The organism is Aureimonas phyllosphaerae, from assembly GCF_900113065.1.
GTDB lineage: Bacteria > Pseudomonadota > Alphaproteobacteria > Rhizobiales > Rhizobiaceae > Aureimonas > Aureimonas phyllosphaerae.
Map to the genome: position 1 here is coordinate 83,288 of NZ_FOOA01000004.1, position 20,838 is coordinate 104,125.

Below are 20,838 nucleotides of genomic sequence, written 5' to 3' on the forward strand. Positions count from 1 at the left end.
AGGAACGATCCCATGTCCGACGAGATCATCGAGAAGCCGCCCAACGCGCCGGGCCGCAAGGAGGTCAACCCGCTCCTGAAGTTCGCGCTGGAGCTCGGGCCGCTGGTCGTCTTCTTCTTCGCCAATTCGCGCGGCGAAGCGATCGCCCGGGCAGTGCCGGCGCTCGGAAACCTCGGCGGCCCGCTCTTTGTCGCGACCGCGCTCTTCATGATGGCGACCGTGGTGGCGCTCGCCGTCTCCTACGCGCTGACCCGCTCGCTACCGATCATGCCGATCGTCTCCGGGCTCGTGGTCGTCGTCTTCGGCACGCTGACGCTCTGGTTGCAGGACGAGGTCTTCATCAAGATGAAGCCGACGATCGTGAACGGCTTGTTCGCGGCCGTTCTTCTCGGCGGTCTCGCATTCGGCAAGCCGCTGCTGGGCTACGTCTTCGACCAGGCCTTCAAGCTCGACGACGAGGGCTGGCGCAAGCTGACGCTGCGCTGGGGCCTGTTCTTCGTGTTCCTCGCCATCCTCAACGAGGTGGTCTGGCGCATGTTCTCGACCGACTTCTGGGTGGCCTTCAAGGTCTGGGGCACGATGCCGATCACGGTCGCCTTCATGCTGCTCCAGTTCCCGCTCCTGAAGCGCCATTCGCTGGAGCCGCTCTTCGACAAGAAAGCGTGACCGCCAGGGCCGGCATCGCGACCGGCCCGCGCTTGCAGCGGCCAATGGCCATCCCACATCGGTTCCAGAGACAAGGAAACCCGAGGAGTGGACGAATGGTCGACGCGCAGAAGCTTCTGGATCAGTTTCTCGGAACGGGCCGCGCCTACAATGCAGATCCCCGCTATCGCCAACCGGGCCAGGGCGGCGGCTCGCTTCAGGACACGCTGGTCAGGACGCTCGGCGGCGCGCTTGGTGGCACCGGCGCGCGCTCAGGCGGCGGCATCGGCGACCTGATTGGCGGCGTCCTGTCCGGCTCGCGCGGCGGGTCCGGCGGCATGGGCGGCGGCCTCGCGGGCAAGGCGATCGGCGGCGCGCTCGCGGGCGGCCTCGCCTCGAAGATCCTCGGCGGCAAGCACGGCCGGGGCGTCGGCGGCTCGGCGCTCAAGCTCGGCGGCCTCGCACTCGTCGCGGGCCTCGGCTACAAGGCGTGGCAGAACTATCAGGCGCAGCAGCAGGCGGCCGGCAGCGGCGCCGCCGCCCATGCCGGCGCGGCGCGCCTGCCCCATGGCGAAATCCCGCACGCCGCCGGCACGCGCTTCCATCCGTCAGAAGACACGGAGGCCGAGCGCCGCGCACGCCTGCTTCTTTCGGCGATGATCGCGGCCGCCAAGGCCGACGGCTACATCGACCGCGCCGAGGAGGAGGCGATCTTCGGCCGGATCGACGATCTCGATCTCGACCCCGAGGAGAAGGGTCTCCTGATGGACGAGATGCGCCGGCCGATGTCGATCGACCAGATCGCCGCCGAGGTACGCGACCGCGAGACCGCGATCGAGGTCTATACCGCCTCGGTGCTGGCGATCGACGCCGACCATCCGGCCGAGCGCGCCTATCTCGACTATCTCGCCGCCCGCCTCGACCTCGCGCCCGATCTCGTCGCCGAGATCCGCCGGGCGGCCGACGAAGTGCAGGCTTGACGAAACGGGGCGGCGGGCGCCAAGCCTGCCGCCCATGTTCGCCCTCCATCGATCCGAAGAGGTCTCGCAGGAGATCCGCAAGAGCCGCTTTCGGGCGCGCGCCGCGCCGATCGAGACGGAAGCGGACGCCCGGCGTCTCCTTGCCGAATGGAGCGATCCGCAGGCCAACCACAATTGCTGGGCCTGGCGCATCGGTGCGGTCTATCGTTTCAGCGACGACGGGGAGCCTGGCGGCACTGCCGGCAAGCCGATCCTCCAAGCGATCGACGGGCGCGAGCTCGATCGGGTGCTGGTCGTCGTCACGCGCTGGTTCGGCGGCGTGCTGCTCGGAGCCGGCGGGCTGATCCGCGCCTATGGTGGCACCGCCGCCGCCTGTCTGCGCGCGGCCGAGATCGTGCCGTTGGTTCCCACCGTCGCGCTCGAGATCGAGTGCCAGTTCTCCGATCTCGCCCTCGTCCAGTCGCGCATCGCTGCGCGCGAAGGCGCGGCGGTCGAGGACCAGACGTTCACCGACACCGGCGCACGGTTGCGGGTCCGCCTTCCCGCGGATGGCGCGGATACGCTCCTGCGAACGCTGAGCGACCTGACGAGCGGCCGGCTGGTCGTGCGCCGGGAAGAGCCGGCCTAGAAGTCGCCGACCGGAAGCGGACGACCGTCCGGCATGCGGTCGCCGGCCGCGCCTTCCGGATTGCCGAAGGGAACGGGCGGCGCGCCGCCTTCCGCCGCGCGCTCGTGGTTCAACGCCCAGTGCACCGAGGGAAATGCGAGGTCGTCCCAGGGGATCTCGTCCCAGGCGAAGAACCGCAGTTCCAGCGTCTCGACACCGGCCTCCACCGCCGGGTCGGAGAGCTCGGCGCGAAAGATCAGTTGCACCTGGCTGATCCGCGGCACCGAATAAATCGCGAGCAGCCGCTCGATGGCGATGCTCGCGCCCGCCTCCTCGCGCGCCTCGCGCATCGCGCCCTCCTCCGGCGTCTCGTTCAGCTCCATGTAGCCGGCGGGAATCGTCCAGTAGCCGCGCCGCGGCTCGATCGCGCGCCGGCAGAGGAGGATGCGCCCCTCGGAGCGCACCACCGACCCCACCACGATCTTGGGGTTCTCGTAGGCGACGAAGCCGCAATGGTCGCAGACCTTGCGCGGCATGGCGTCCCCTTCGGGCACGCGAACGGAAAAGGCGCGATCGAGCGTCATGTGCGCTGAGATATGGCGCGCGCCGGCATCGGCGACGGGTCCGCTGGCAGCGACGGTCGCTTTGCGCTAGACCCGATCCGAAGCCGGCCTTACCGCTTCGAGGACAGGTGCCATGACGACCGTCGCCCGCTCCCCCTGGATCGCCCTCCTCTGCGGAGCGGTGATCGTCACCATCGCCATGGGCCTGCGCCAGAGCTACGGCCTGCTCCTGCGGCCCGTGGAGCTCGAGATCGGCGTCGGACGCGAGGCGTTCGGTCTGGCCATCGCGCTGCAGAACCTCCTTCTCGGCCTCGCCCAGCCCTTCGTCGGCGCGATCGCCGATCGGCACGGCGCGGGCCGCGTCGCGGCCGCGGGCGGCCTCCTCTACGCAGTGAGCCTCGTCCTCGCCTCGCAGGTCTCGGGCGCCTTCGGCCTGCAGATGACGCTCGGCACCCTCCTCGGCCTTGCGATGACCGGCGTCACCTTCGTCGTAGTGCTCGGCGCCGTCGGGCGCTTCGTGCCGGCCGAAAAGCGCGGGCTCGCCTTCGGCATCGTGACCGCCGGCGGCTCCGTCGGCCAGTTCCTGCTCGTGCCCGCCATGCAGATGGCGATCGCCGGGCTCGGCTGGCGCGGCGCGCTTCTGGCCGGCGCGGCGCTGGCGGCTCTGATGGTGGTGCTGGCGGCGGGGATCGCCGGCCGGCCCGCAACGGCGCCTTCCGCCGCCTCGCTGCCGCCGCAGCGGCTCGGCGAAGCCCTGCGGCAGGCCGGCGGCCACGGCGGCTACTGGCTCCTTAACGTCGGCTTCTTCGTCTGTGGCTTCCATGTCGCCTTCATCGCGACGCACCTGCCGGCCTTTCTCGTCGATCAGGGCCTCGATCCGAGCGTCGGCGCACGGGCGCTGGCGCTGGTCGGCCTGTTCAACATCTTCGGCTCCTACGTCTTCGGCCTCTCGGCCGACCGCTTGCGCAAGAAGAACGTTCTCGCCGCGATCTACTTCGGGCGGGCGGTGGTCATCATCGGCTTCCTCGCCGTTCCCTTCACGCCGCTCTCGGCCACGGTCTTCGCCTGCGCCATGGGCTTCCTGTGGCTCGGCACGGTGCCGCTGACGAGCGGGCTCGTCGGCCAGATTTTCGGCGTCCGCTACCTGTCGACGCTGTTCGGCATCGTCTTCATGAGCCACCAGATCGGCGCGTTCTTCGGAGCGTGGGCGGCGGGCCTGCTGTTCGAGCGCACGGGCAGCTACGATCTCGCCTGGACGGTCTCGATCGCGCTGGCCGTGATCGCCGGACTGGCGAACCTGCCGATCCGCGACGCGCCGGTCCGCTCGAAAGCCGTGGTCGCCGCATGAGCCGCATCGTGGAATGGATGGCCTTCGCCCTCCTCGCGGGCCTGTCGGCGATCGGCTATGCGCTGTGGCAGGCCGAAGGGCTCGGCCTCTGGACCGGGATGGCCTTCGGCTTCTGTCTTTGAACCGTTTCCGCCGGGGTCGGATGGTCGGCCCGGGGGGAATCAAAGCGAAGCCGCCCCGCCCCGCGGCAGGCGTCCGTCGGACGATCGCGACCGTTCGAGCCGGTCGGACAGCGCTCCTAACCTTTGGCCGGTGCGATCTTCGCCAGGGCCGGCAGGAGCCCACCCTCGACGCTTTGCGGCGTCAGCGGTCCCGTCTGCTTCCAGAGGATCGTGCCGTCCGGTCCGACCAGGAACGTCTCCGGCACGCCATAGACGCCCCAGTCGATCGTCGAGCGACCGGCCTCGTCGGTGCCGAGCGCGTCGAACGGGTTGCCGAGATCGCGCAAGAAAGCGAGCGCGTTTTCCGGCTTGTCCTTGTAGTTGATGGCGACGACCTCGAAGCGCGGGTCCTGCGACAGCGCCATCAGCGCCGGATGCTCCTGCCGGCAAGGCACGCACCACGACGCAAAGACGTTGACCAGCCGAACGCGGCCGTCGCCCGGTACGAGATCGAGCCCCGGTACCGGGGCGCCGGAGGCGGTGGTGAGTCCCGCCAGTGGCGGAAGGCGGGTTTCGGGCGCCGGCTTGCCGATCAGGGCCGAGGGCAGCACCTGCGGGTCGTGCCCCGACAGGAGCTGGTAAAGGAAGACGCCCGCGAGCCCCGCGAAGAGGACGACCGGCAGCATCACGAGGACGGGGCGCCGGCGTGGACGCTTGGCGGCCTCGCTCATCGTGCCCGCCCCCGGCCGGATACCGTTTCGAGCTCGGCGAGCCGCCGGCGCACGGAGCGCGCGTCGAGATAGACCCAGAGCCCGAGCCCCCCGAGCGCGACGGCGGCCATGCCGTAGGCGGCCGCGACGAAGGCGACGTAGCTGCCGGCCATGGCGGTCACGCGCTTCCGAGCGCCCGGCGGCGCTGGAGGCTAAGCAGGCGGCGACGGCGGATCTCGGTGCGCATGGCGGTGAGGTGAAGGGCGAAGAACAGGAACGAGAAGCCGATCGCCGAGAGAAACAGCGGCCAGAGATAGGCGGTGTCCATCGTCGGCCCATCCATGCGCAAGACGCTGGCGGGCTGGTGCAGCGTGTTCCACCAGTCCACCGAGAACTTGATGATGGGGATGATCACGAAGCCGACCAGCACGAAGACCGAGGCCATGCGTCCCGCGCGCTGCGGCTCCTCGAAGGCCCGCGTCAGCGCGATCAGGCCGAGATACATCAGGAACAGGACGAAGACCGAGGTCAGGCGGGCATCCCACACCCACCACGTCCCCCACATCGGGCGGCCCCAGACCGAGCCGGTGAAGAGGCAGAGGAACGTGAACACGGCGCCGATCGGGGCGGCTGCGCGGATCGAGACCTCCGCGATCGGATGGCGCCACACGAGGAGCCCGAGCGCCGAGACGCTCATCACCGTCCACACCATCATCGACAGCCAGGCGAAGGGCACGTGGACGAAGAGGATCCGCACCGTGGTCCCCTGCTGGTAGTCCTCCGGAGCGGTCAGGCCCAAGCCGAGGCCAACCGCGAGGCATGCCAGCGCGACCGCGTAGAGCCACGGCTGCAGGCGCCCGGACAATTCCAGGAACCGGGTCGGGTTCGCCAGGATAGCGAAGCGGGAAGGACGGGCGGCGAGGTCGCTCATGGGTTCCAAGCTTTAGTGCGTGTCCGGCGCGTCCGCAAACGTCAGGTTCCCTTCGCCGGACGGCCCCCGATCCACTGGGCCATACCGATCGAGGCCGGCATCACCGGCTCGAAGCCGTATTTCGCATAGAGGTGGCGGGCGTCGCCGTCGGCGATCAGGCTGACATAGGCGCTTTTCGGGGCGTTTTCGTGGAGCCAGTCCATCAGTGCGGCGAAGATGCGCTTGCCGAGGCCGCGCCCCTGATGTTCGGGCTCCACCGCCATGTCGACGATCTGGTAATGGCAACCGCCGTCGCCGATCACGCGGCCCATGGCGACCGTGCGCCCCTCGCAGAGGATGACGGCGGCGAACAGCGTTCCCTTGAGCCCCCGTTCGGCGGCTTCTTGCGTCTTGGTGCTCAGTCCCGCCACCTCGCGAAGGCGCCGGAAGTCGGCGACGGACGGGGTTTGCGCTTGGAGTTCGTAGGTCATCGGATGGCGGCTCAGTCGGAGGACAGCTTCAGCGCCGCAGCCGCCGCCAGCGGCCCGAGGACCCCGTAGAGCAGCGTCAGCGCGCAGAGGATCAGGAAGGGCGAGCGGAAGGGCGCGGGGTCGTTGACCGCACCGTAGGTCGCGGCCACCCCGAAGATCAGGACGGGCACGGCGAGCGGCAGCACCAGCACCGAAACGAGGACACCGCCGCGCGGCAGGGAGGCCGCGACCCCGGCTCCGACCGCGCCGATCAGGACGAGCGCGGGCGTGCCGGCGAGCAGCGTCGCGGCAGTGGCGAGGAGCGCGCGCGGCTCCAGCGCCAGGAACAGGCCGAGCAGCGGGCTCGCCAGCACCAGCGGAAGGCAGGCGGCGACCCAAAGCGCAGCGCATTTCGACAGGACGGCGAGCGGCGGCGCGACGGGTCCGGTGAGGATCAGGTCGAGCCCGCCATCGTCGCGGTCGGCCTGGAAAAGCCGGTCGAGGGTGAGAAGCGTCGACAGGAGCGCGCCGATCCACAGGATCGCCGGCCCGATCCGCGACAGGAGCGCCAGGTCCGGCCCGACGCCGAAGGGAATGGTCGCGACCACCGCGAGGAAGAACATGACGCCGACGAGGCCCCCGCCCGAGCCGGACAGTTGCAGCGCGAGATCGCGAAGGAACAGCGCGCGCATCAGCCGATCTCGTCCCAGCCGCCGGCGTCGGCGACGAGCGCCTCGACCGGCAACGGCGGCTCGAGCGCCAGCGTGCGCGCGGGCCCGAGATCAAGCGGCTGGTGCGTCGCCGCGATAACGATGCCCCCGCTCGCCAGCCGTTCCCGGCACAGCGTCGCGATGCGGGCCTGCGAGGCGCTGTCGAGCGCGGTGGTCGGCTCGTCGAGGAGCCAGAGCGGCCGGTCGCTGACGAGGAGCCGGGCGAGGGCCGCACGCCGCTGCTGGCCGGCCGACAGCGCACCGACGGCGAGCGCGCCGGCCCCTTCCAGCCCGACGGCGGCAAGAGCCTCGTCCGGACTGAACGCCGGCCGGCCGAGGAACGCGCGCCAGAACGCCAGCTCCGCCCCGGCGGTACGGCCGGGCTTCATGGCGTTGCGGTGGCCGAGATAGTGGCTCGCCTCGATCGGCCGGCGCGCCGCCTCCCCGTCGCCGGCGGTAGCGCCCTCGATCGCGATCGCGCCGGCAAGCGGCGCGAGGAGCCCGGCGAGGGTGCGCAGGAGCGTCGACTTGCCCGCCCCGTTCGGCCCCGTCACGACCAGCGCCTCGCCCGCGCTCAGACGCAGGTCGAGCGGCGGCGTCAGGGCACGCCGCCCGCGCCCGACGACGAGGCCGGAAAGGGTCAGTTGCATCACGGGCGGGACGGCCTTTTCCGCAAGGGCCCACGCGCTCGCGGCGCGGGCGATTCCAAGGATTCGTTCTGACGGTGCGCGCCCGCGAAGGCAAGCCGGATCGGCCGGGGATGGCGCGAGGATGGAATTCGCTAACCCAAAGCCGAAGCCCGCGCGATTTGCCCCCTTTATAGCCATTACAATCTTCCCTATAAGGGCGGCCAACCACTCCAGCGACCGGCGTGGAGTCATCAGCGCCGATCTCCGTGCCCCGCTTCTCCAGGCGGGTACTGAGGCGGACGGGCGGAAATGGTCGTACCCGCATTCTCCATCGTGCCCGGCCCGGGGTGCGGCGGTCGTTCGCCTTTCGGACATTCTTTGGTTCGAGAAGGAACGAGAGTTCTATGTCCCATCCCGATAGCTTCAAAAGCCGCAAGACGCTCGACGTCGGCGGCAAGACCTATGTCTACTTCGACCTCAAGGAGGCGGAGCGGAACGGTCTGACCGGCGCCTCGCGCCTGCCCTACTCGCTGAAGGTCATCCTCGAGAACCTCCTGCGCAACGAGGACGATCGCACGGTCAAGGCCGACGACATCCGCGCCATGGTCAAGTGGCTCGACGACAAGGGCTCGGCCGGCCACGAGATCGCCTACCGCCCGGCGCGCGTCCTGATGCAGGACTTCACCGGCGTTCCCGCCGTGGTCGACCTCGCGGCCATGCGCGACGCCACCGAGACGCTCGGCGCCGACCCCAACAAGATCAACCCGCTGGTGCCGGTCGACCTTGTGATCGACCACTCGGTGATGGTCGACTACTTCGGCCAGCCCGACTCGTTCGCCAAGAACGTCGACGTCGAGTACGACCGCAACGGCGAGCGCTACACGTTCCTGCGCTGGGGCTCGGGCGCCTTCCAGAACTTCCGCGTCGTGCCTCCTGGCACCGGCATCTGCCACCAGGTCAATCTCGAGTACCTCGCCCAGACCGTCTGGACCAAGGACGAGAACGGCGAGACGATCGCCTATCCCGACACGCTGGTCGGCACCGATTCGCACACGACGATGGTCAACGGTCTGGCCGTTCTCGGCTGGGGAGTCGGCGGCATCGAGGCCGAGGCCGCCATGCTCGGCCAGCCGATCTCGATGCTGATCCCGGAGGTCATCGGCTTCCGCCTCGACGGCAAGCTGCCCGAGGGCACCACGGCGACCGACCTCGTGCTGACCGTCACCGAGATGCTGCGCAAGAAGGGCGTGGTGGGCAAGTTCGTCGAGTTCTTCGGCCCGGGCCTTGCCAACCTCACGCTGGAAGACCAGGCGACCATCGCCAACATGGCGCCGGAATACGGCGCGACCTGCGGCTTCTTCCCGATCGACAAGGACACGGTCGCCTATCTCGAGGCGACGGGCCGCGACAAGCAGCGCATCGCCCTCGTCGAAGCCTATGCCAAGGCGCAAGGCATGTGGTTCGACGCTTCGGCCGAAGAGCCCGTCTTCACCGACACCCTGTCGCTCGACCTCGGCTCCGTCGTCCCCTCGCTCGCCGGCCCGAAGCGTCCGCAGGACCGCGTCGCGCTGACCGAGGCCTCGTCGAAGTTCCGCACGGCTCTCACCGAGCTCCAGGGCGGCCGCAAGAAGAGCGAACTGCCGTCCTCGGTCGGTGACTCGCGCTTCATGGACGAGGGTGCGGTGCCACCGGCCCAGACGCCTGACACGGTCCGTCATCCGGTGGAGGGCGCGACCCATGGCATCTCCGACGGCGACGTCGTGATCGCCGCGATCACGTCGTGCACCAACACCTCGAACCCGAACGTGCTGGTGGCCGCCGGCCTCGTCGCCCGCAAGGCGGCCGCCCTCGGGCTGAAGCCCAAGCCCTGGGTCAAGACCTCGCTCGCGCCGGGATCCCAGGTTGTCACCGAGTATCTCGAGAAGGCCGATCTCCAGAAGGACCTCGACGCGCTCGGCTTCAACCTCGTCGGCTACGGCTGCACGACCTGCATCGGCAATTCCGGCCCGCTCGCCGAGCCGATCTCCGAGGCGATCAACAAGAACGACCTCGTGGCCGTGTCGGTGCTCTCGGGCAACCGCAACTTCGAAGGCCGCGTGAACCCGGACGTGCGGGCGAACTACCTCGCCTCGCCGCCGCTCGTCGTCGCCTACGCGATCGCCGGCTCGATGTTCGTCGACATCACCAAGGATCCGCTAGGGCAGGATCAGAACGGCAACGACGTCTTCCTCAAGGACATCTGGCCGACCACGCAGGAGGTCTCCGAGATCGTCCGCAAGACGGTCACGCGCGACCTCTTCGAGAGCCGCTACTCGGACGTCTTCAAAGGCGACCCGAACTGGCAGAAGATCGCGGTCTCGGGCGGTCTCACCTACGACTGGGACGACCGCTCGACCTACGTCCAGAACCCGCCCTACTTCGAGGGCATGTCGATGACGCCGGAAGCCGTCACCGACATCAAGAACGCCCGCGTCCTCGCCCTCTTCCTCGATTCGATCACGACCGACCACATCTCGCCGGCCGGCTCGATCAAGAAGAACGGCCCGGCGGGCGAGTACCTCGTCTCGCACCAGGTGCGCCCCGTGGACTTCAACTCCTACGGCGCACGTCGCGGCAACCACGAAGTCATGATGCGCGGCACCTTCGCCAACATCCGCATCAAGAACCAGATGGTGCCGGGCATCGAGGGCGGCATCACCAAGCACTTCCCCTCCGGCGAGCAGCTGCCGATCTACGACGCGGCGATGAAGTATCAAGAGGACGAGGTTCCGCTGGTGATCTTCGCCGGTAAGGAATACGGCACCGGCTCCTCGCGCGACTGGGCGGCCAAGGGCACCGTGCTTCTGGGCGTGCGCGCCGTGATCGCGCAGAGCTTCGAGCGCATCCACCGCTCGAACCTCGTCGGCATGGGCGTCGTGCCCTTCGTCTTCCAGGAGGGCACGAGCTGGCAGTCGCTCGGCCTCACCGGCGACGAGACGGTGACGATCGAGGGCCTGACCGAGGTTCGCCCGCGCCAGACCATGAACGCCACCATCACCCGCGCCAACGGCGAGGTGCTGACCGTTCCGCTGCTCTGCCGCATCGATACGCTGGACGAGCTCGAGTACTTCAAGAACGGCGGCATCCTGCACTACGTGCTGCGCCAGCTCGCCGCCTGATCCGAACGGCCTTCCGGCCCTAGCGATCTTCGACGCCGCTGCCCGAAAGGGCGGCGGCGTCTTCGCATCAACCAGAGGTTCACCCCCAATTGAACGCGCCGCGATCGATCGGCGCTTCTGTCCGGCCCCGGTCCGGTCCATCTAGGTGCGATGGAAGCGTGACGGAGCTCGGACCATGGCATTCCGCCGATCGCCCGCCCTCGGGGTAGCCTGTCTCGCAGCACTCGGCGTGTCGGCTGTCGGCCCGGCATCGGCGCAGGAGCGCAGCGCGTCCAGCCGCGATGTCCGTGGCGTCCTCGAACTCTTCACCAGCCAGAACTGCGGCGATTGCCCGCCCGTCGGCGCCGCTGCCGCGCGCCTCGGAGCCGCGCCCGACCTCGTCGTCCTCGCCTACCATGTCGACTACTGGGACTATGCCGGACCGAAGGACCAACTGGCCGACCGGCGCAACACCGATCGCCAGAAGTCCTACGCCAAGCGCCTGAAGCTCGGCGCGCTCGTGACGCCCCAGGTCGTCGTCAACGGTCAGAAGGCGGTCGACGGCGGCGACGAGGCGGCACTCGCCAAGGCGCTGAAGGACGCGCCCTTCGGCTGCGCCAAGCTCGGCGGCGAGGTCGTGATGCGCACGCAGGGCGACACCTTGCGCATCGAGGCGCGCGCGCCCGGGGCCGATCCGGCGCGGCCCGCGCCGATCCTCGTTCTCGTTACCTATGCCGAGCGCGTCGAGACGACGATGCCGGACGAGGGCAACGGCGGCACACGGCGTGTCGACCACCATCCGGTGCGCGACTGGCGCGTGCTCGGCTCGGTGGATCGCGACGCGATCGAGGTCGAGATGCCGCTCGGCCTCCTGACCGAAAACGACGGCGAGCGGACGGGGCTGGCCGCCCTCCTCCAGGCCGTCGGCGCCGACAACAAGCCGGGTCCGATCATCGCCGCGGCCGCGCTCGAGTTCTGACAGGCGCCGCTGTCGTTGCAACCGGCTGGGCCGGACTCCATTTCCATGACAGGATGATATCGCAGGCTCGTGCAGTCTCGAGGGGCCTGACCGACACCGCCGGCCCGTTTCGGCGGCCCGGACATGGGGAATGGACGATTTGACCGATTCGCAGCCGCAGCCTTCCGCCACCCTGATCGATCTCGCGACGGTCCGGTCCTCGCCCGCGCCGGAGATCGTGTCCTTCGACCGACACGAACTCGGCCAGATCCTCCGGGTCTACGGGCGCATGGTGGCGGCGGGCGAGTGGCGGGACTACGCGATCGACACCCTGAAGGACCGCGCCGTGTTCTCGATCTTCCGCCGCGCGTCCGAGATGCCCCTGTTCCGGATCGAAAAGAACCCGAAGCTCGCACGCCGCCAAGGCGCCTTCAGCGTCACCGCCGCCAGCGGTCTCGTGATGAAGCGCGGCCACGAACTGGATCTGGTCCTGCGCGTCTTCGACAAGAGCCTCAAGCTGATCGAGGAGTGAGGCCGAGTTCCCGTATCAGGGCGTCCACAGTGGCGATGCGCGCGAACTCGCCGGAGAGATTGGCGAGCGTCATGGCGTGGACCTCCTCGGCAGGGTGGACGCGGCCGTCCGGCCCCCGGAGGTCGAAGGTCCAGCACGCGTCTTCGCAGAGCACCGCGTCGAAGCCGAGATTGCCGGCCATGCGGGTCGTCGTCTCGACGCAGTGGTTCGTCGTCGCGCCGCAGATCACAACCATCCGGGCGTCCGCCGCCCGCAGTCGCGCCTCGAGGTCGGTGCCGATGAAGGCGCTGTTGACGCTCTTCACGATCACCGGCTCGCCCGCCCGTTCGCGCGCGTCCGCCTCCACCGCATAGCCGCTGGCTCGGTTGTGGAAGGACGAGCCGGGCATGCGGTTTTCGTGCCGGATGTGGATGATCGGCAGGCCCGCCTCGCGGAATGCGGCCAGGAGTTCGGCGATGCGGGCGAGCGCGTCCGGGTTGTTGCGGCGGCGGCCGGCGGCCTCCCACTCGGCAAAGGCGCGCTGCACGTCGATCACGACGAGGGCCTCCGTCACGTCAGCGTGCCGGGATAGACGGTCTCGTCCGGTAGCGTCTCCTTGCCGCCGTTTAGCGCGAACTGCATGAAGACCGTGTCGATCCAGCGGCCGAACTTAAAACCCGACCCTTCGAAGATGCCGATATGGGTGAAGCCGAGCTTGGCGTGCACCTTGATCGAGGGCTGGTTGTCGGCTCCGCCGATCACCGCGATCATCTGGCGAAAGCCCTTGTCCTGGCAGGCGTCGAGAAGGCGACGCAGCAGCGCCGTGCCGACACCCTGCCCCTTGGCCTCCGGCGCGAGGTAGATCGAGTCCTCGACTGTCCAGCGATAGGCGGGCCGGGCGCGGAACGGGCCGGCATAGGCATAGCCGATCACCGCGCCGTCCCGGTCGCAAGCGACGAAATACGGATAGTCCTGGCGCAGCGTGTTGGCCATCCGCGCGGCCATCTCGGTCTCGTCCGGCGGCGTCAGTTCGTAGGTCGCGGTGCCGTAGAGCACGGCTTCCTCGTAGATACGGGTGATCGCCGGAATATCGGCCGGGGTGGCGTTGCGGATCGTAAAGGCGCTCATCGGGTCTGCATTCGAGGAATCGGCAACCATCACTCTAGAGGGGCCGCCCCCACCCCTCAACGCAAAGCCGGAAAGGGCCCACGAAAAAGGGCGGCCCCGGCAGGCCGCCCTTCCATCTGTCCTACCGTGACCGGGATCGCTCAGTCGCGATTGCCGAAGAGCTGCAGCATGAACATGAACATGTTGATGAAGTTCAGGTACAGCGACAGCGCGCCCATGATCGCCTTGCGGCCTGCCACCAGCGTGTCGTCACCCTCCCAGTACATCTCCTTGATGCGCTGCGTGTCGTAGGCCGTGAGGCCGGCGAACACGAGGACGCCGATCACCGAGATCGCAAAGCCCAGCGCCGAGGACTGCAGGAAGATGTTGACGAGCATCGCGATGAGGATGCCGAAAACGCCCATGATCAGGAACGAGCCCATCGCCGACATGTCACGCTTCGTCGTGTAGCCGAAGAGCGAGAGCGCGCCGAACGAGGCGGCGGTAATGAAGAACACCTGGACGATCGATTCCTGCGTGTAGACGAGGAAGATCGTCGACAGCGACAGGCCGACCATCGCGGCATAGGCCCAGAAGGTCGTCTGCGCGGCCGATACGCTCATCTTGTGGACGCGGAACGACAGGAAGAACACCATCGCCAGCGGCGCCAGCATCAGCACCCACTTCAGCGGCGAGACGAACACCGTCACGCCGAGCTGCGTCAGCATGGTGCCGTTGATCTGGGCGGCAGCCAAGGAGGGGTCGGTCGTGGTCGCCAGCGAGAACAGGCCATAGGCCGCCGCGCCGGTGATGACGAGACCGATCGCCATCAGGTTGTAGACCTTGAGCATGTAGGCCCGCAGGCCCTGGTCGATCGAGGCGTCGACCCGGCTGCCAGCAGCCGGAACGCTCCTCACGCCCTGGTTCCATTTTTCAGCCATCAACGTCGTCCTTTCGCGTAGTGTCCCGTCGGGTGTCGTTCGGCCCGCGACCGGGCCGAGGCGCCGCTGGCGGGACTCGCAGCTGCCTTTGCCGTGAAATATGCGAAGGTGCCCCCCCGTTCACAAGGCCGTCGATAAGCCCGACGACCGCCGTAACGCGGCTTTGGCGATTAAATTTCCGTTATTTGGCGGGCGTTAACCGCGTTTAGCGGATCACAGCTCCCTGAGAACCGGCGCGGCCTTCTGGCCGAGGATGCGCCAGGTGCCCGCCAGCCCGAAGCCGACGGTGAGGACCAGCGCGGCCACCAGCGTCATCACGGCGAGCCCGCCGTCGAAGGCGAAGGGCAGGCGCATGATGCGCGCGACGACATACCAGGCGGCGAGCGCCCCGGCTCCGACGGCAAACAGCGCCGTCGCCGCGCCCAGCGACATGTACTCCGTCACATAGGCGCGGATCAGCGTCGCACGCGTCGCGCCGAGCGTCTTCAGAACCACCGCGTCGTGGACGCGCGCCCGGTTGCCGGCCGCAAGCGCGCCCGAGAGGACCAGCACCGAGGCGACGAGCGCCACGGCCGCCGCCGCGCGGATCGCGAGCGCCAGCTGCGCGACGAGCGCGTTCACGGCGTCCAGCGCATCCTTGACGCGCACCGTCGTCACGGCCCGGAAGGTGTTGGAGATGCCCGACAGGACGGCGCGCTCGGCGTCCGGCGTGTCGTTCGCCATGTCGAGCGTCGCGAGCCAGGCATGGGGGGCGCCTGCGAAGGTGTTGGGCGAGAAGACCATCACGAAGTTGATCGCGAGCGATTCCCACTGCACCTCGCGCAGGTTCGCGATGCGGGCCGTGATGTCGCGGCCGAGAACGTTGACGGTGATCGTGTCGCCGAGCTTCAATCCGAGTTCGCCCGCTTCCTCGGCGGCGAACGACACGAGCGGCTCGCCGGCATAGTCGGCCGGCCACCACTCTCCCGCCGTCAGCCGTGCGCCGTCGGGCAGTGTCACGTCGTAGGTGATGCCGCGGTCGCCGCGCAGCACCCAGGCGCCTTCCGGCGGCACCTCGATCTTCGACACGTCCTCGCCTCGCAGCTGCGTGATGCGCCCGCGCAGCATCGGCACGTCGGTCAGGGTCGAGCCCGGCGCGAGTTCGGCGATCTTGGCGCGGAATGGCTCGACCTCGGCGGACTGGATGTCGACGAAGAAGAAGTTCGGCGCGCGCGCCGCCAGGGTGCCGCCGATCTCGGCTCGAAGGTTCCGGTCGATCGAGGCAAGCGTGACGAGGAGCGTCAGCCCGAGACCGAGCGACAGGACGACCGAGGCCGTCAGCGCGCCGGGGCGATGGATGTTGCCGATCGCCAGCCGCAGAGGGGTCGAGCGCACGCGCGGCAGACGCGCCGCGCCCCAGCGGATCACGATGGCGACGAGGCGCAGGATCACGAAGGCGACGCCCGTCGCCACGAGGAACACGCCGGCCACCCGCTTGTCGCTAGACATGACGAGCGCCAGCGCGGCGATCGCGGCGGCAAGGCTGAGCGCCGCACCGGCATAGGCCCAGCGCATGCGAAGGCTTCCCGGCCCGTCATTGGCGCGGAAAAGCGCCGTCGCCGCGATGTCGCGCGTACGCCCAAGCGGCAGGATCGCGAAGGCGAGCGCGGTGAGATAGCCGAACAGCGCCCCGAGCAGCAGCGCGCCGGGATAGACCGAGGCCTCGGCGGCGACCGGGATATGGGCTTCGAGGAATCGCGCGGCGAAGAACGGCGCCGTCGCCCCGAGGAGCATCCCGAGCACGATGCCGACCGTCGAGAGGATCAGGATCTGGACGAGGTAGATCGTGACCACGAAGCGGCCGCTCGCGCCGAGACTCTTGAAGGTCGCGATCACGGTGCGCTTGGAATCAAGATAGGCGGCGACCGCGTTGGCGATGCCGACGCCGCCGACCACCAGCGCGGTGAGGCCGACAAGCGTCAGGAACTGCGAGAAGCGCTCGATGTTGCGCTGAAGCGAGGGCGCGGCCTCGCTGGCGTCGCGAATGCTCCAGCCGGCCTGCGGGAAGCGCTGGTTGGCTTGCGCCTTCACGGCTTCCGGATCGGTCGCCGGGTCGGCGAAGCGGAGCTTGTAGTCGTATTCGACCAGCGAACCCGGCTGGACGAGGCCGGACGCGGCCAGCGCATCCAGAGAGACCAGAAGGCGCGGGGCGAAGTTGAAGCCGTCGGACAAGACGTCCGGCTCGCGCGTCAGGACGCCGCTCAGCTCGATTTCGATGTTGCCAAGACGGATCGTCGCGCCAGGCGCGATGCCGAGACGATCGAAGAACTCGGGCGCGGCAAGCGCGCCAAAGCGGCCGTTCCGCCCGGCCAGGAGGTCCGGCAGCGGGATGGCGGGCTCGGAGCCGATCGCGCCGTAGAGCGGGTAGAGCCCGTCCACCGCCTTGACCTCGCTCAGCGTCTGGTTGGAGCCGTCGGGCAGGCGCACCATGGAGCGCAGCGAACCGATCTCGGTGACGGTGCCGTAGCCGGCGATCCAGGCCCGCTCCTCCGGGCTCGCCTGGCGCTGGTTCAGGCCGAAGCGCATGTCGCCGCCCAGGATCGTCCGGCCTTCGCGCTGGATGCCGGTCGTCATCATCTCGGACACGGAGTTCACCGCGGCGATCGAGGCGACGCCGAGCGTCAGGCAGGCGAGGAAGATGACGAAGCCGCGCAGGCCGCCGCGCATCTCGCGCAAGGCGAAGCGGAGCGCGAGCGCGAAACCGGCCCGTGAGCGCGCGGAGGGCGCGGCTGCACTCACTGCGCGGCTTCCGCGAAGGCTGCGGCGGCGGGGGCCGACCCGCGCTCGATCACGCCGGACCGCACGGCGACCTCGCGTCCGCAGCGCGCGGCGAGCGTCTTGTCGTGGGTGACGAGGATCAACGTCATGCCGCGCCGGGCCTGCTCGGAGAACAGGAGATCGGCGACCTGACCGCCCGTCTCGCCGTCGAGATTTCCGGTCGGCTCGTCGGCGATCAGGATGTCGGGCTCGGGCGCGAGGGCCCGGGCGAGCGCCACGCGCTGCTGCTCGCCGCCCGAGAGTTCGCCGGGATAGTGGGTGACGCGCTGGCCGAGACCGACGGCGGCGAGCTCCCGCTCGGCCCGCGCGAAGGCGTCGGGAACACCGGCAAGCTCGAGCGGCACGGCGACGTTCTCGAGCGCCGTCATGTTGGGGATGAGGTGGAACGACTGAAAGACGATGCCGACATGGCGCCCGCGGAAGGCGGCGAGCTGGTCCTCGCTCATCGGCCCGAGCGCCTGGCCCGCGATCTCGACGAGGCCGTCGTCCGCGCGCTCGAGGCCCGCCAGAACCATCAGGAGCGTCGACTTGCCGGAGCCCGAGGGGCCGACGATGCCGACGGACTCGCCCCGCGCGACGTCGAGGTCGATGCCTTTCAGGACATGCACCGCGCTGCGGCCCGTTCCCAGCGTCAGTTGAACATTTCGTAACCGGACCGCTGCTTCAGCCAAGGCGACGTCCTTCCTATATCGTGCTCGGACACGCGTCTCGGGCCCTCATTCGGGCGAGCGGGGCGTTGTGCCGCAACGCGGAATATGGGTGGCCCATGCAGCGCTTCCAATCGCTTCTCGCCTTCGTGACGATCGGTCTCGGCTTGGCGCTCGGCGCGCCGGCGCGGGCGCAGGAGACCGCACCGCAGGTGGTGGCCTTCGGCGACAGCCTGTCGGCCGGCTACGGCGTCGGGCCCGGCGAATCCTTTCCCGACCAGCTCCAGGCAGCGCTGAACGCTGCCGGGCATCCCGCCCGCGTCGTCAACGCGGGTGTGTCGGGCGACACCACGACCGGGGGCCTTGCCCGGCTCGACTGGTCGGTGCCGGCGGACGCTCAAGTCGTGATCGTGGAGCTCGGGGCGAACGACGCCCTGCGCGGCGTCAGCCCGGACGTCACCCGCAACAATCTCGACGCCATCCTGACCAAGCTGAAGGCGCGGCCGAACACGCAGGTGCTTCTCGCCGGCATGATCAGCCCGCCCAACATGGGTCCGGACTACGCCGCGAAGTTCAACCCGATCTATGGCGAGCTCGCCGCCAAGCACGGCGTGCCGCTCTATCCGTTCTTTCTCGAGGGTGTCGCGGGCAACGGCAGCCTGAACCAGGCCGACTACATGCACCCGAACGCGCAGGGCGTGGCCGTGATCGTCAAGGGCATTCTGCCGCAGGTGATCAAGGCGCTGGAGGCGAGCGCCCGCGCGCAGGGCTGATGCCGCCGTCACCGACGGCGCGGTGCATCGCAGCAACGCCGGAACCGCTTCTGTGCAGAAGCCTCGGCCAAGCCTTGAAGTCCACGATCCGTGATGAAAGTTTCGATGGGGTAAGGCACTTGGTCGCGTTTGCGTGACAGGCAGGCGCCTGGTCTCGAGCGTGGCCCCGAACGGGAAGGATCGTCCAATGCCGAGACTGTTCACCGCCCTCGAAATCCCGCGTGACGCCGCGATGTCCCTGTCCTTCCTGCGCGGCGGCCTGCCTTCCGCCCGCTGGATCGATGCCGAGAACTATCATCTGACGCTGCGATTCATCGGCGACATCGAGGCGCGTCTCGCCGACGAGATCGTCGCCGCGCTCGACCGCGTCTCGCGCGCGCCCTTCCCGGTGACGCTGCGCGGTCTCGGCGCCTTCGGCGGCAAGAAGCCCCATTCGGTCTATGCTGATGTCGAGCCGTCCCGGCCGCTCGACCTCCTGCAGGGCGAGATCGACCGCATCCTGCAGCGCCTCGGCGTTCCCGCCGACCCCCGCCGCTTCACGCCCCACGTCACGCTGGCGCGCCTGCGAAACGGCAAGAGCGAGGAGGTCGCGCACTATCTCGCGCTACGCGGCGGCTTTCGCGCGCCGACCTTCCAGACCTCGCGCTTCGTGCTCTTTTCGTCGAAGGACTCGGTTGGTGGCGGCCCTTACGTGATGGAAGAGGCCTTCCCGCTCGACGCCCTGCCCAGCCAGCGCGACACGGGCACCTTGGCGATGGCCGCCCGCTGACGGCCGACCCGGCCGGTTTGAAACCCGACCGGGACCGCGCCATATCGGCGGGCGCGGGGGCCATCGATTTCGAGGAGACGGGCATGACGAGCGAAGGCGGGCCGATCGCCGGCAACACGACGAGCGAGACCGGCACAACGACCCTCGGAGCCCCGGACAAGGTGCTGGTCGGCGAAATCCTCCTGCCCGGCGACGAGGCCGAACAGGCCCGGCAGGAGCGGCGCGTGCGCAAGGGCTTCTTTTCGACGCTGAAACGCGCCGCCCGGCACATTCCCTTCATGGAGGACGTCGTCGCCTCGTATCACTGCGCCCTCGACCCGCAGACCCCGGCGGCCTCGCGCGGCATCCTTCTGGCGGCCCTCGCCTATTTCGTCCTGCCGTTCGACGTCGTGCCGGACTTCATCGTCGGCCTCGGCTTCACCGACGATGCCGCGGTTCTCCTCGCCGCCTTCACGGCCGTGCAGAAGAACATCCGGCCCGAGCATTACGAGCGCGCCCGCGACACGTTGCGCGACGAGGGCGACGAGGCGGCGCGCTCGGCCTGAGCCTTCGGCCGGCCGGCCCGGCGGTCCCACTATCGCCCCATTCGTTCCGTCCACGTCGCGATGGTCGCTCGTGAGCGGGCCGCATCCACGCACGGTCGTTTGCCGGAACGCGATGAAGTTTCGAATGCCCGTTCGGAACTTTCCGGTTCGTTTACCCTGTGGAAAGGCTTATCGCCCAACCTGCGGCCACGAGCGCGTTCGGCCTCTCGAAGGTCGTGCGTCCAATGGCATTCCGGACCAAGCGGGGACACGAACTCCATGAAACATGCTCTGACGGCAGCGGTGGCGATGGTGGCGCTCTCCAGCGTGGCGTCTGCCGCCCAGACCCCGACCCGCGTGAACCAGTTCAACGACTGGGGCAGCTACTCCTACGACTCCAGCGGCTCCAAAGTCTGCTACATTCTCTCGACGCCGAAGACGAAGCAGCCGGCGAGCGTCGATCACGGCGACATCTTCTTCCTCGTCTCCCAGAAGCCGAGCAACAAGAAGGCCTACGAGCCGCAGGTCGTCATGGGCTATCCGATGAAGGACGGCTCCAAGGTCATGGTCGACATCGACGGCAAGAAGTTCACGCTATTCACGCGCGGCGAGAGCGCCTGGGTCGAGAACGCCGCCGAGGAGCCGCAGCTGGTCGCCGCCCTGAAGTCCGGCAAGGCGATGAAGGTGGATGCGGTGTCGCAGCGCGGCACGCAGACCAACTACACCTATTCGCTTTCTGGCGTGACGGCCGCGATCAACTCGCTGGCGAACTGCAAGTAAGCCATCGGCCGCGACGGCCCGAAACGATCCGAGGCGCCGGGCTGACCGGCGCCTTTTTCGTGTCCGCGCATCGCTGCATGGCAGGCAATCGCGCGCAAGCTCTTGCGAAACCGCGCGTTTCGGATCATTTGAAACCGATCCAGACGAAACGCAGAACGAAAAGCGGGGCCGATCGCAGCCTCGCGCGGGCAAGGTGCATCC

Annotated in this window: 24 protein-coding genes; 12 read left to right on the forward strand and 12 right to left on the reverse strand. The window is 68.9% G+C overall.

Translation table 11 applies throughout. From position 1 onward, the window contains the following. The first annotated feature begins 12 nt into the window (after nucleotides 1-12). From BM175_RS07560 to BM175_RS07570, 3 genes are all read left to right on the forward strand, one after another. On the forward strand, nucleotides 13-666 hold the full coding sequence (locus tag BM175_RS07560) for a septation protein A (RefSeq protein ID WP_090961526.1): 654 nt from the start codon (nucleotides 13-15) through the stop codon (nucleotides 664-666). A gap of 95 nt (nucleotides 667-761) precedes the next feature. Continuing rightward, nucleotides 762-1,625: a tellurite resistance TerB family protein gene (locus BM175_RS07565; protein WP_090961528.1), complete on the forward strand. Its 864-nt coding sequence runs from the start codon at nucleotides 762-764 to the stop codon at nucleotides 1,623-1,625. A 34-nt stretch (nucleotides 1,626-1,659) separates the two neighbouring features. After that, nucleotides 1,660-2,253 (forward strand): IMPACT family protein, encoded by a 594-nt coding sequence (locus BM175_RS07570; protein ID WP_090961530.1) that lies wholly within the window; start codon nucleotides 1,660-1,662, stop codon nucleotides 2,251-2,253. Here the strand turns inward: BM175_RS07570 and BM175_RS07575 are convergent. Further along, nucleotides 2,250-2,816: an NUDIX hydrolase gene (locus BM175_RS07575; RefSeq protein WP_090961533.1), complete on the reverse strand. Its 567-nt coding sequence runs from the start codon at nucleotides 2,814-2,816 to the stop codon at nucleotides 2,250-2,252. The genes BM175_RS07570 and BM175_RS07575 overlap by 4 nt on opposite strands. Nucleotides 2,817-2,928: 112 nt before the next feature. Here BM175_RS07575 and BM175_RS07580 point away from each other — a divergent pair, with 112 nt between their 5' ends. Together BM175_RS07580 and BM175_RS23220 are read left to right on the forward strand one after the other, a co-directional pair. Continuing rightward, entirely contained in the window at nucleotides 2,929-4,143 is a 1,215-nt protein-coding gene (locus BM175_RS07580) for an MFS transporter (protein WP_090961535.1), read from the forward strand. Further along, nucleotides 4,140-4,265, forward strand: a complete 126-nt coding sequence (locus BM175_RS23220) for a hypothetical protein (RefSeq protein WP_280141090.1) — start codon at nucleotides 4,140-4,142, stop codon at nucleotides 4,263-4,265. The genes BM175_RS07580 and BM175_RS23220 overlap by 4 nt, the downstream gene beginning before the upstream one ends. Before the next feature lie 116 nt (nucleotides 4,266-4,381). Here BM175_RS23220 and BM175_RS07585 read toward each other — a convergent pair whose 3' ends face one another. Genes BM175_RS07585 through ccmA form a run of 6 tightly spaced genes read right to left on the reverse strand, consistent with a single transcriptional unit; the run spans nucleotide 4,382 to nucleotide 7,694 of the window. Next, nucleotides 4,382-4,975: a DsbE family thiol:disulfide interchange protein gene (locus tag BM175_RS07585; protein WP_090961537.1), complete on the reverse strand. Its 594-nt coding sequence runs from the start codon at nucleotides 4,973-4,975 to the stop codon at nucleotides 4,382-4,384. Then, nucleotides 4,972-5,127, reverse strand: coding sequence for a heme exporter protein CcmD (gene ccmD / locus BM175_RS07590; protein ID WP_090961539.1), 156 nt, complete (start codon nucleotides 5,125-5,127; stop codon nucleotides 4,972-4,974). The genes BM175_RS07585 and ccmD overlap by 4 nt, the downstream gene beginning before the upstream one ends. Nucleotides 5,128-5,132: 5 nt before the next feature. Then, complete coding sequence (locus BM175_RS07595; RefSeq protein ID WP_090961542.1) at nucleotides 5,133-5,885, reverse strand: heme ABC transporter permease; 753 nt, start codon at nucleotides 5,883-5,885, stop codon at nucleotides 5,133-5,135. Between the two features lie 41 nt (nucleotides 5,886-5,926). Beyond that, nucleotides 5,927-6,355, reverse strand: coding sequence for a GNAT family N-acetyltransferase (locus BM175_RS07600; protein ID WP_090961545.1), 429 nt, complete (start codon nucleotides 6,353-6,355; stop codon nucleotides 5,927-5,929). Between the two features lie 11 nt (nucleotides 6,356-6,366). After that, nucleotides 6,367-7,026, reverse strand: coding sequence for a heme exporter protein CcmB (gene ccmB / locus BM175_RS07605; RefSeq protein WP_090961548.1), 660 nt, complete (start codon nucleotides 7,024-7,026; stop codon nucleotides 6,367-6,369). After that, on the reverse strand, nucleotides 7,026-7,694 hold the full coding sequence (gene ccmA / locus BM175_RS07610) for a heme ABC exporter ATP-binding protein CcmA (protein ID WP_090961551.1): 669 nt from the start codon (nucleotides 7,692-7,694) through the stop codon (nucleotides 7,026-7,028). Before ccmA ends, ccmB begins: the two co-directional genes overlap by 1 nt. 383 nt (nucleotides 7,695-8,077) lie before the next feature. Between ccmA and acnA the strand changes: the two genes are divergently transcribed. The 3 genes from acnA (at nucleotide 8,078) to BM175_RS07625 (ending at nucleotide 12,300) form a co-directional block, all read left to right on the forward strand. Further along, a complete protein-coding gene (gene acnA / locus BM175_RS07615; protein ID WP_090961554.1) occupies nucleotides 8,078-10,831 on the forward strand; it encodes an aconitate hydratase AcnA in 2,754 nt (917 codons plus the stop codon). Between the two features lie 175 nt (nucleotides 10,832-11,006). Continuing rightward, nucleotides 11,007-11,789 (forward strand): DUF1223 domain-containing protein, encoded by a 783-nt coding sequence (locus tag BM175_RS07620; RefSeq protein ID WP_090961557.1) that lies wholly within the window; start codon nucleotides 11,007-11,009, stop codon nucleotides 11,787-11,789. Between the two features lie 130 nt (nucleotides 11,790-11,919). After that, nucleotides 11,920-12,300 carry a DUF2794 domain-containing protein gene (locus BM175_RS07625; protein ID WP_090961559.1) on the forward strand — a complete coding sequence of 127 codons (381 nt, stop codon included), beginning with the start codon at nucleotides 11,920-11,922 and terminating at the stop codon, nucleotides 12,298-12,300. On the opposite strand, the gene BM175_RS07630 is transcribed toward BM175_RS07625, so the two are convergent. From BM175_RS07630 to BM175_RS07650, 5 genes are all read right to left on the reverse strand, one after another. Beyond that, the gene (locus tag BM175_RS07630) at nucleotides 12,281-12,853 is read right to left on the reverse strand and encodes a cysteine hydrolase family protein (RefSeq protein ID WP_090961562.1); all 573 of its coding nucleotides are present in this window, start codon (nucleotides 12,851-12,853) and stop codon (nucleotides 12,281-12,283) included. The genes BM175_RS07625 and BM175_RS07630 overlap by 20 nt on opposite strands. Beyond that, a complete protein-coding gene (locus tag BM175_RS07635; RefSeq protein WP_090961565.1) occupies nucleotides 12,850-13,407 on the reverse strand; it encodes a GNAT family N-acetyltransferase in 558 nt (185 codons plus the stop codon). The genes BM175_RS07630 and BM175_RS07635 overlap by 4 nt, the downstream gene beginning before the upstream one ends. A 140-nt stretch (nucleotides 13,408-13,547) precedes the next feature. Then, nucleotides 13,548-14,327: a Bax inhibitor-1/YccA family protein gene (locus tag BM175_RS07640; RefSeq protein WP_090961568.1), complete on the reverse strand. Its 780-nt coding sequence runs from the start codon at nucleotides 14,325-14,327 to the stop codon at nucleotides 13,548-13,550. Between the two features lie 213 nt (nucleotides 14,328-14,540). After that, nucleotides 14,541-17,105, reverse strand: a complete 2,565-nt coding sequence (locus BM175_RS07645; RefSeq protein WP_425285264.1) for an ABC transporter permease — start codon at nucleotides 17,103-17,105, stop codon at nucleotides 14,541-14,543. Then, entirely contained in the window at nucleotides 17,102-17,815 is a 714-nt protein-coding gene (locus BM175_RS07650; RefSeq protein ID WP_090961571.1) for an ABC transporter ATP-binding protein, read from the reverse strand. The genes BM175_RS07645 and BM175_RS07650 overlap by 4 nt, the downstream gene beginning before the upstream one ends. Before the next feature lie 95 nt (nucleotides 17,816-17,910). On the opposite strand from BM175_RS07650, the gene BM175_RS07655 reads away from it, so the two are divergent. The 4 genes from BM175_RS07655 to BM175_RS07670 all read left to right on the forward strand — a co-directional run bounded on the left by BM175_RS07655 (nucleotide 17,911) and on the right by BM175_RS07670 (nucleotide 20,637). Continuing rightward, nucleotides 17,911-18,564 carry an arylesterase gene (locus tag BM175_RS07655; RefSeq protein ID WP_090961573.1) on the forward strand — a complete coding sequence of 218 codons (654 nt, stop codon included), beginning with the start codon at nucleotides 17,911-17,913 and terminating at the stop codon, nucleotides 18,562-18,564. 187 nt (nucleotides 18,565-18,751) lie between these two features. Beyond that, a complete protein-coding gene (thpR, locus tag BM175_RS07660; protein WP_090961576.1) occupies nucleotides 18,752-19,333 on the forward strand; it encodes an RNA 2',3'-cyclic phosphodiesterase in 582 nt (193 codons plus the stop codon). 83 nt (nucleotides 19,334-19,416) lie between these two features. Further along, complete coding sequence (locus BM175_RS07665) at nucleotides 19,417-19,878, forward strand: YkvA family protein (RefSeq protein WP_090961881.1); 462 nt, start codon at nucleotides 19,417-19,419, stop codon at nucleotides 19,876-19,878. A gap of 258 nt (nucleotides 19,879-20,136) precedes the next feature. Continuing rightward, nucleotides 20,137-20,637 (forward strand): invasion associated locus B family protein, encoded by a 501-nt coding sequence (locus BM175_RS07670; protein WP_175526792.1) that lies wholly within the window; start codon nucleotides 20,137-20,139, stop codon nucleotides 20,635-20,637. Nucleotides 20,638-20,838 lie beyond the last annotated feature (201 nt).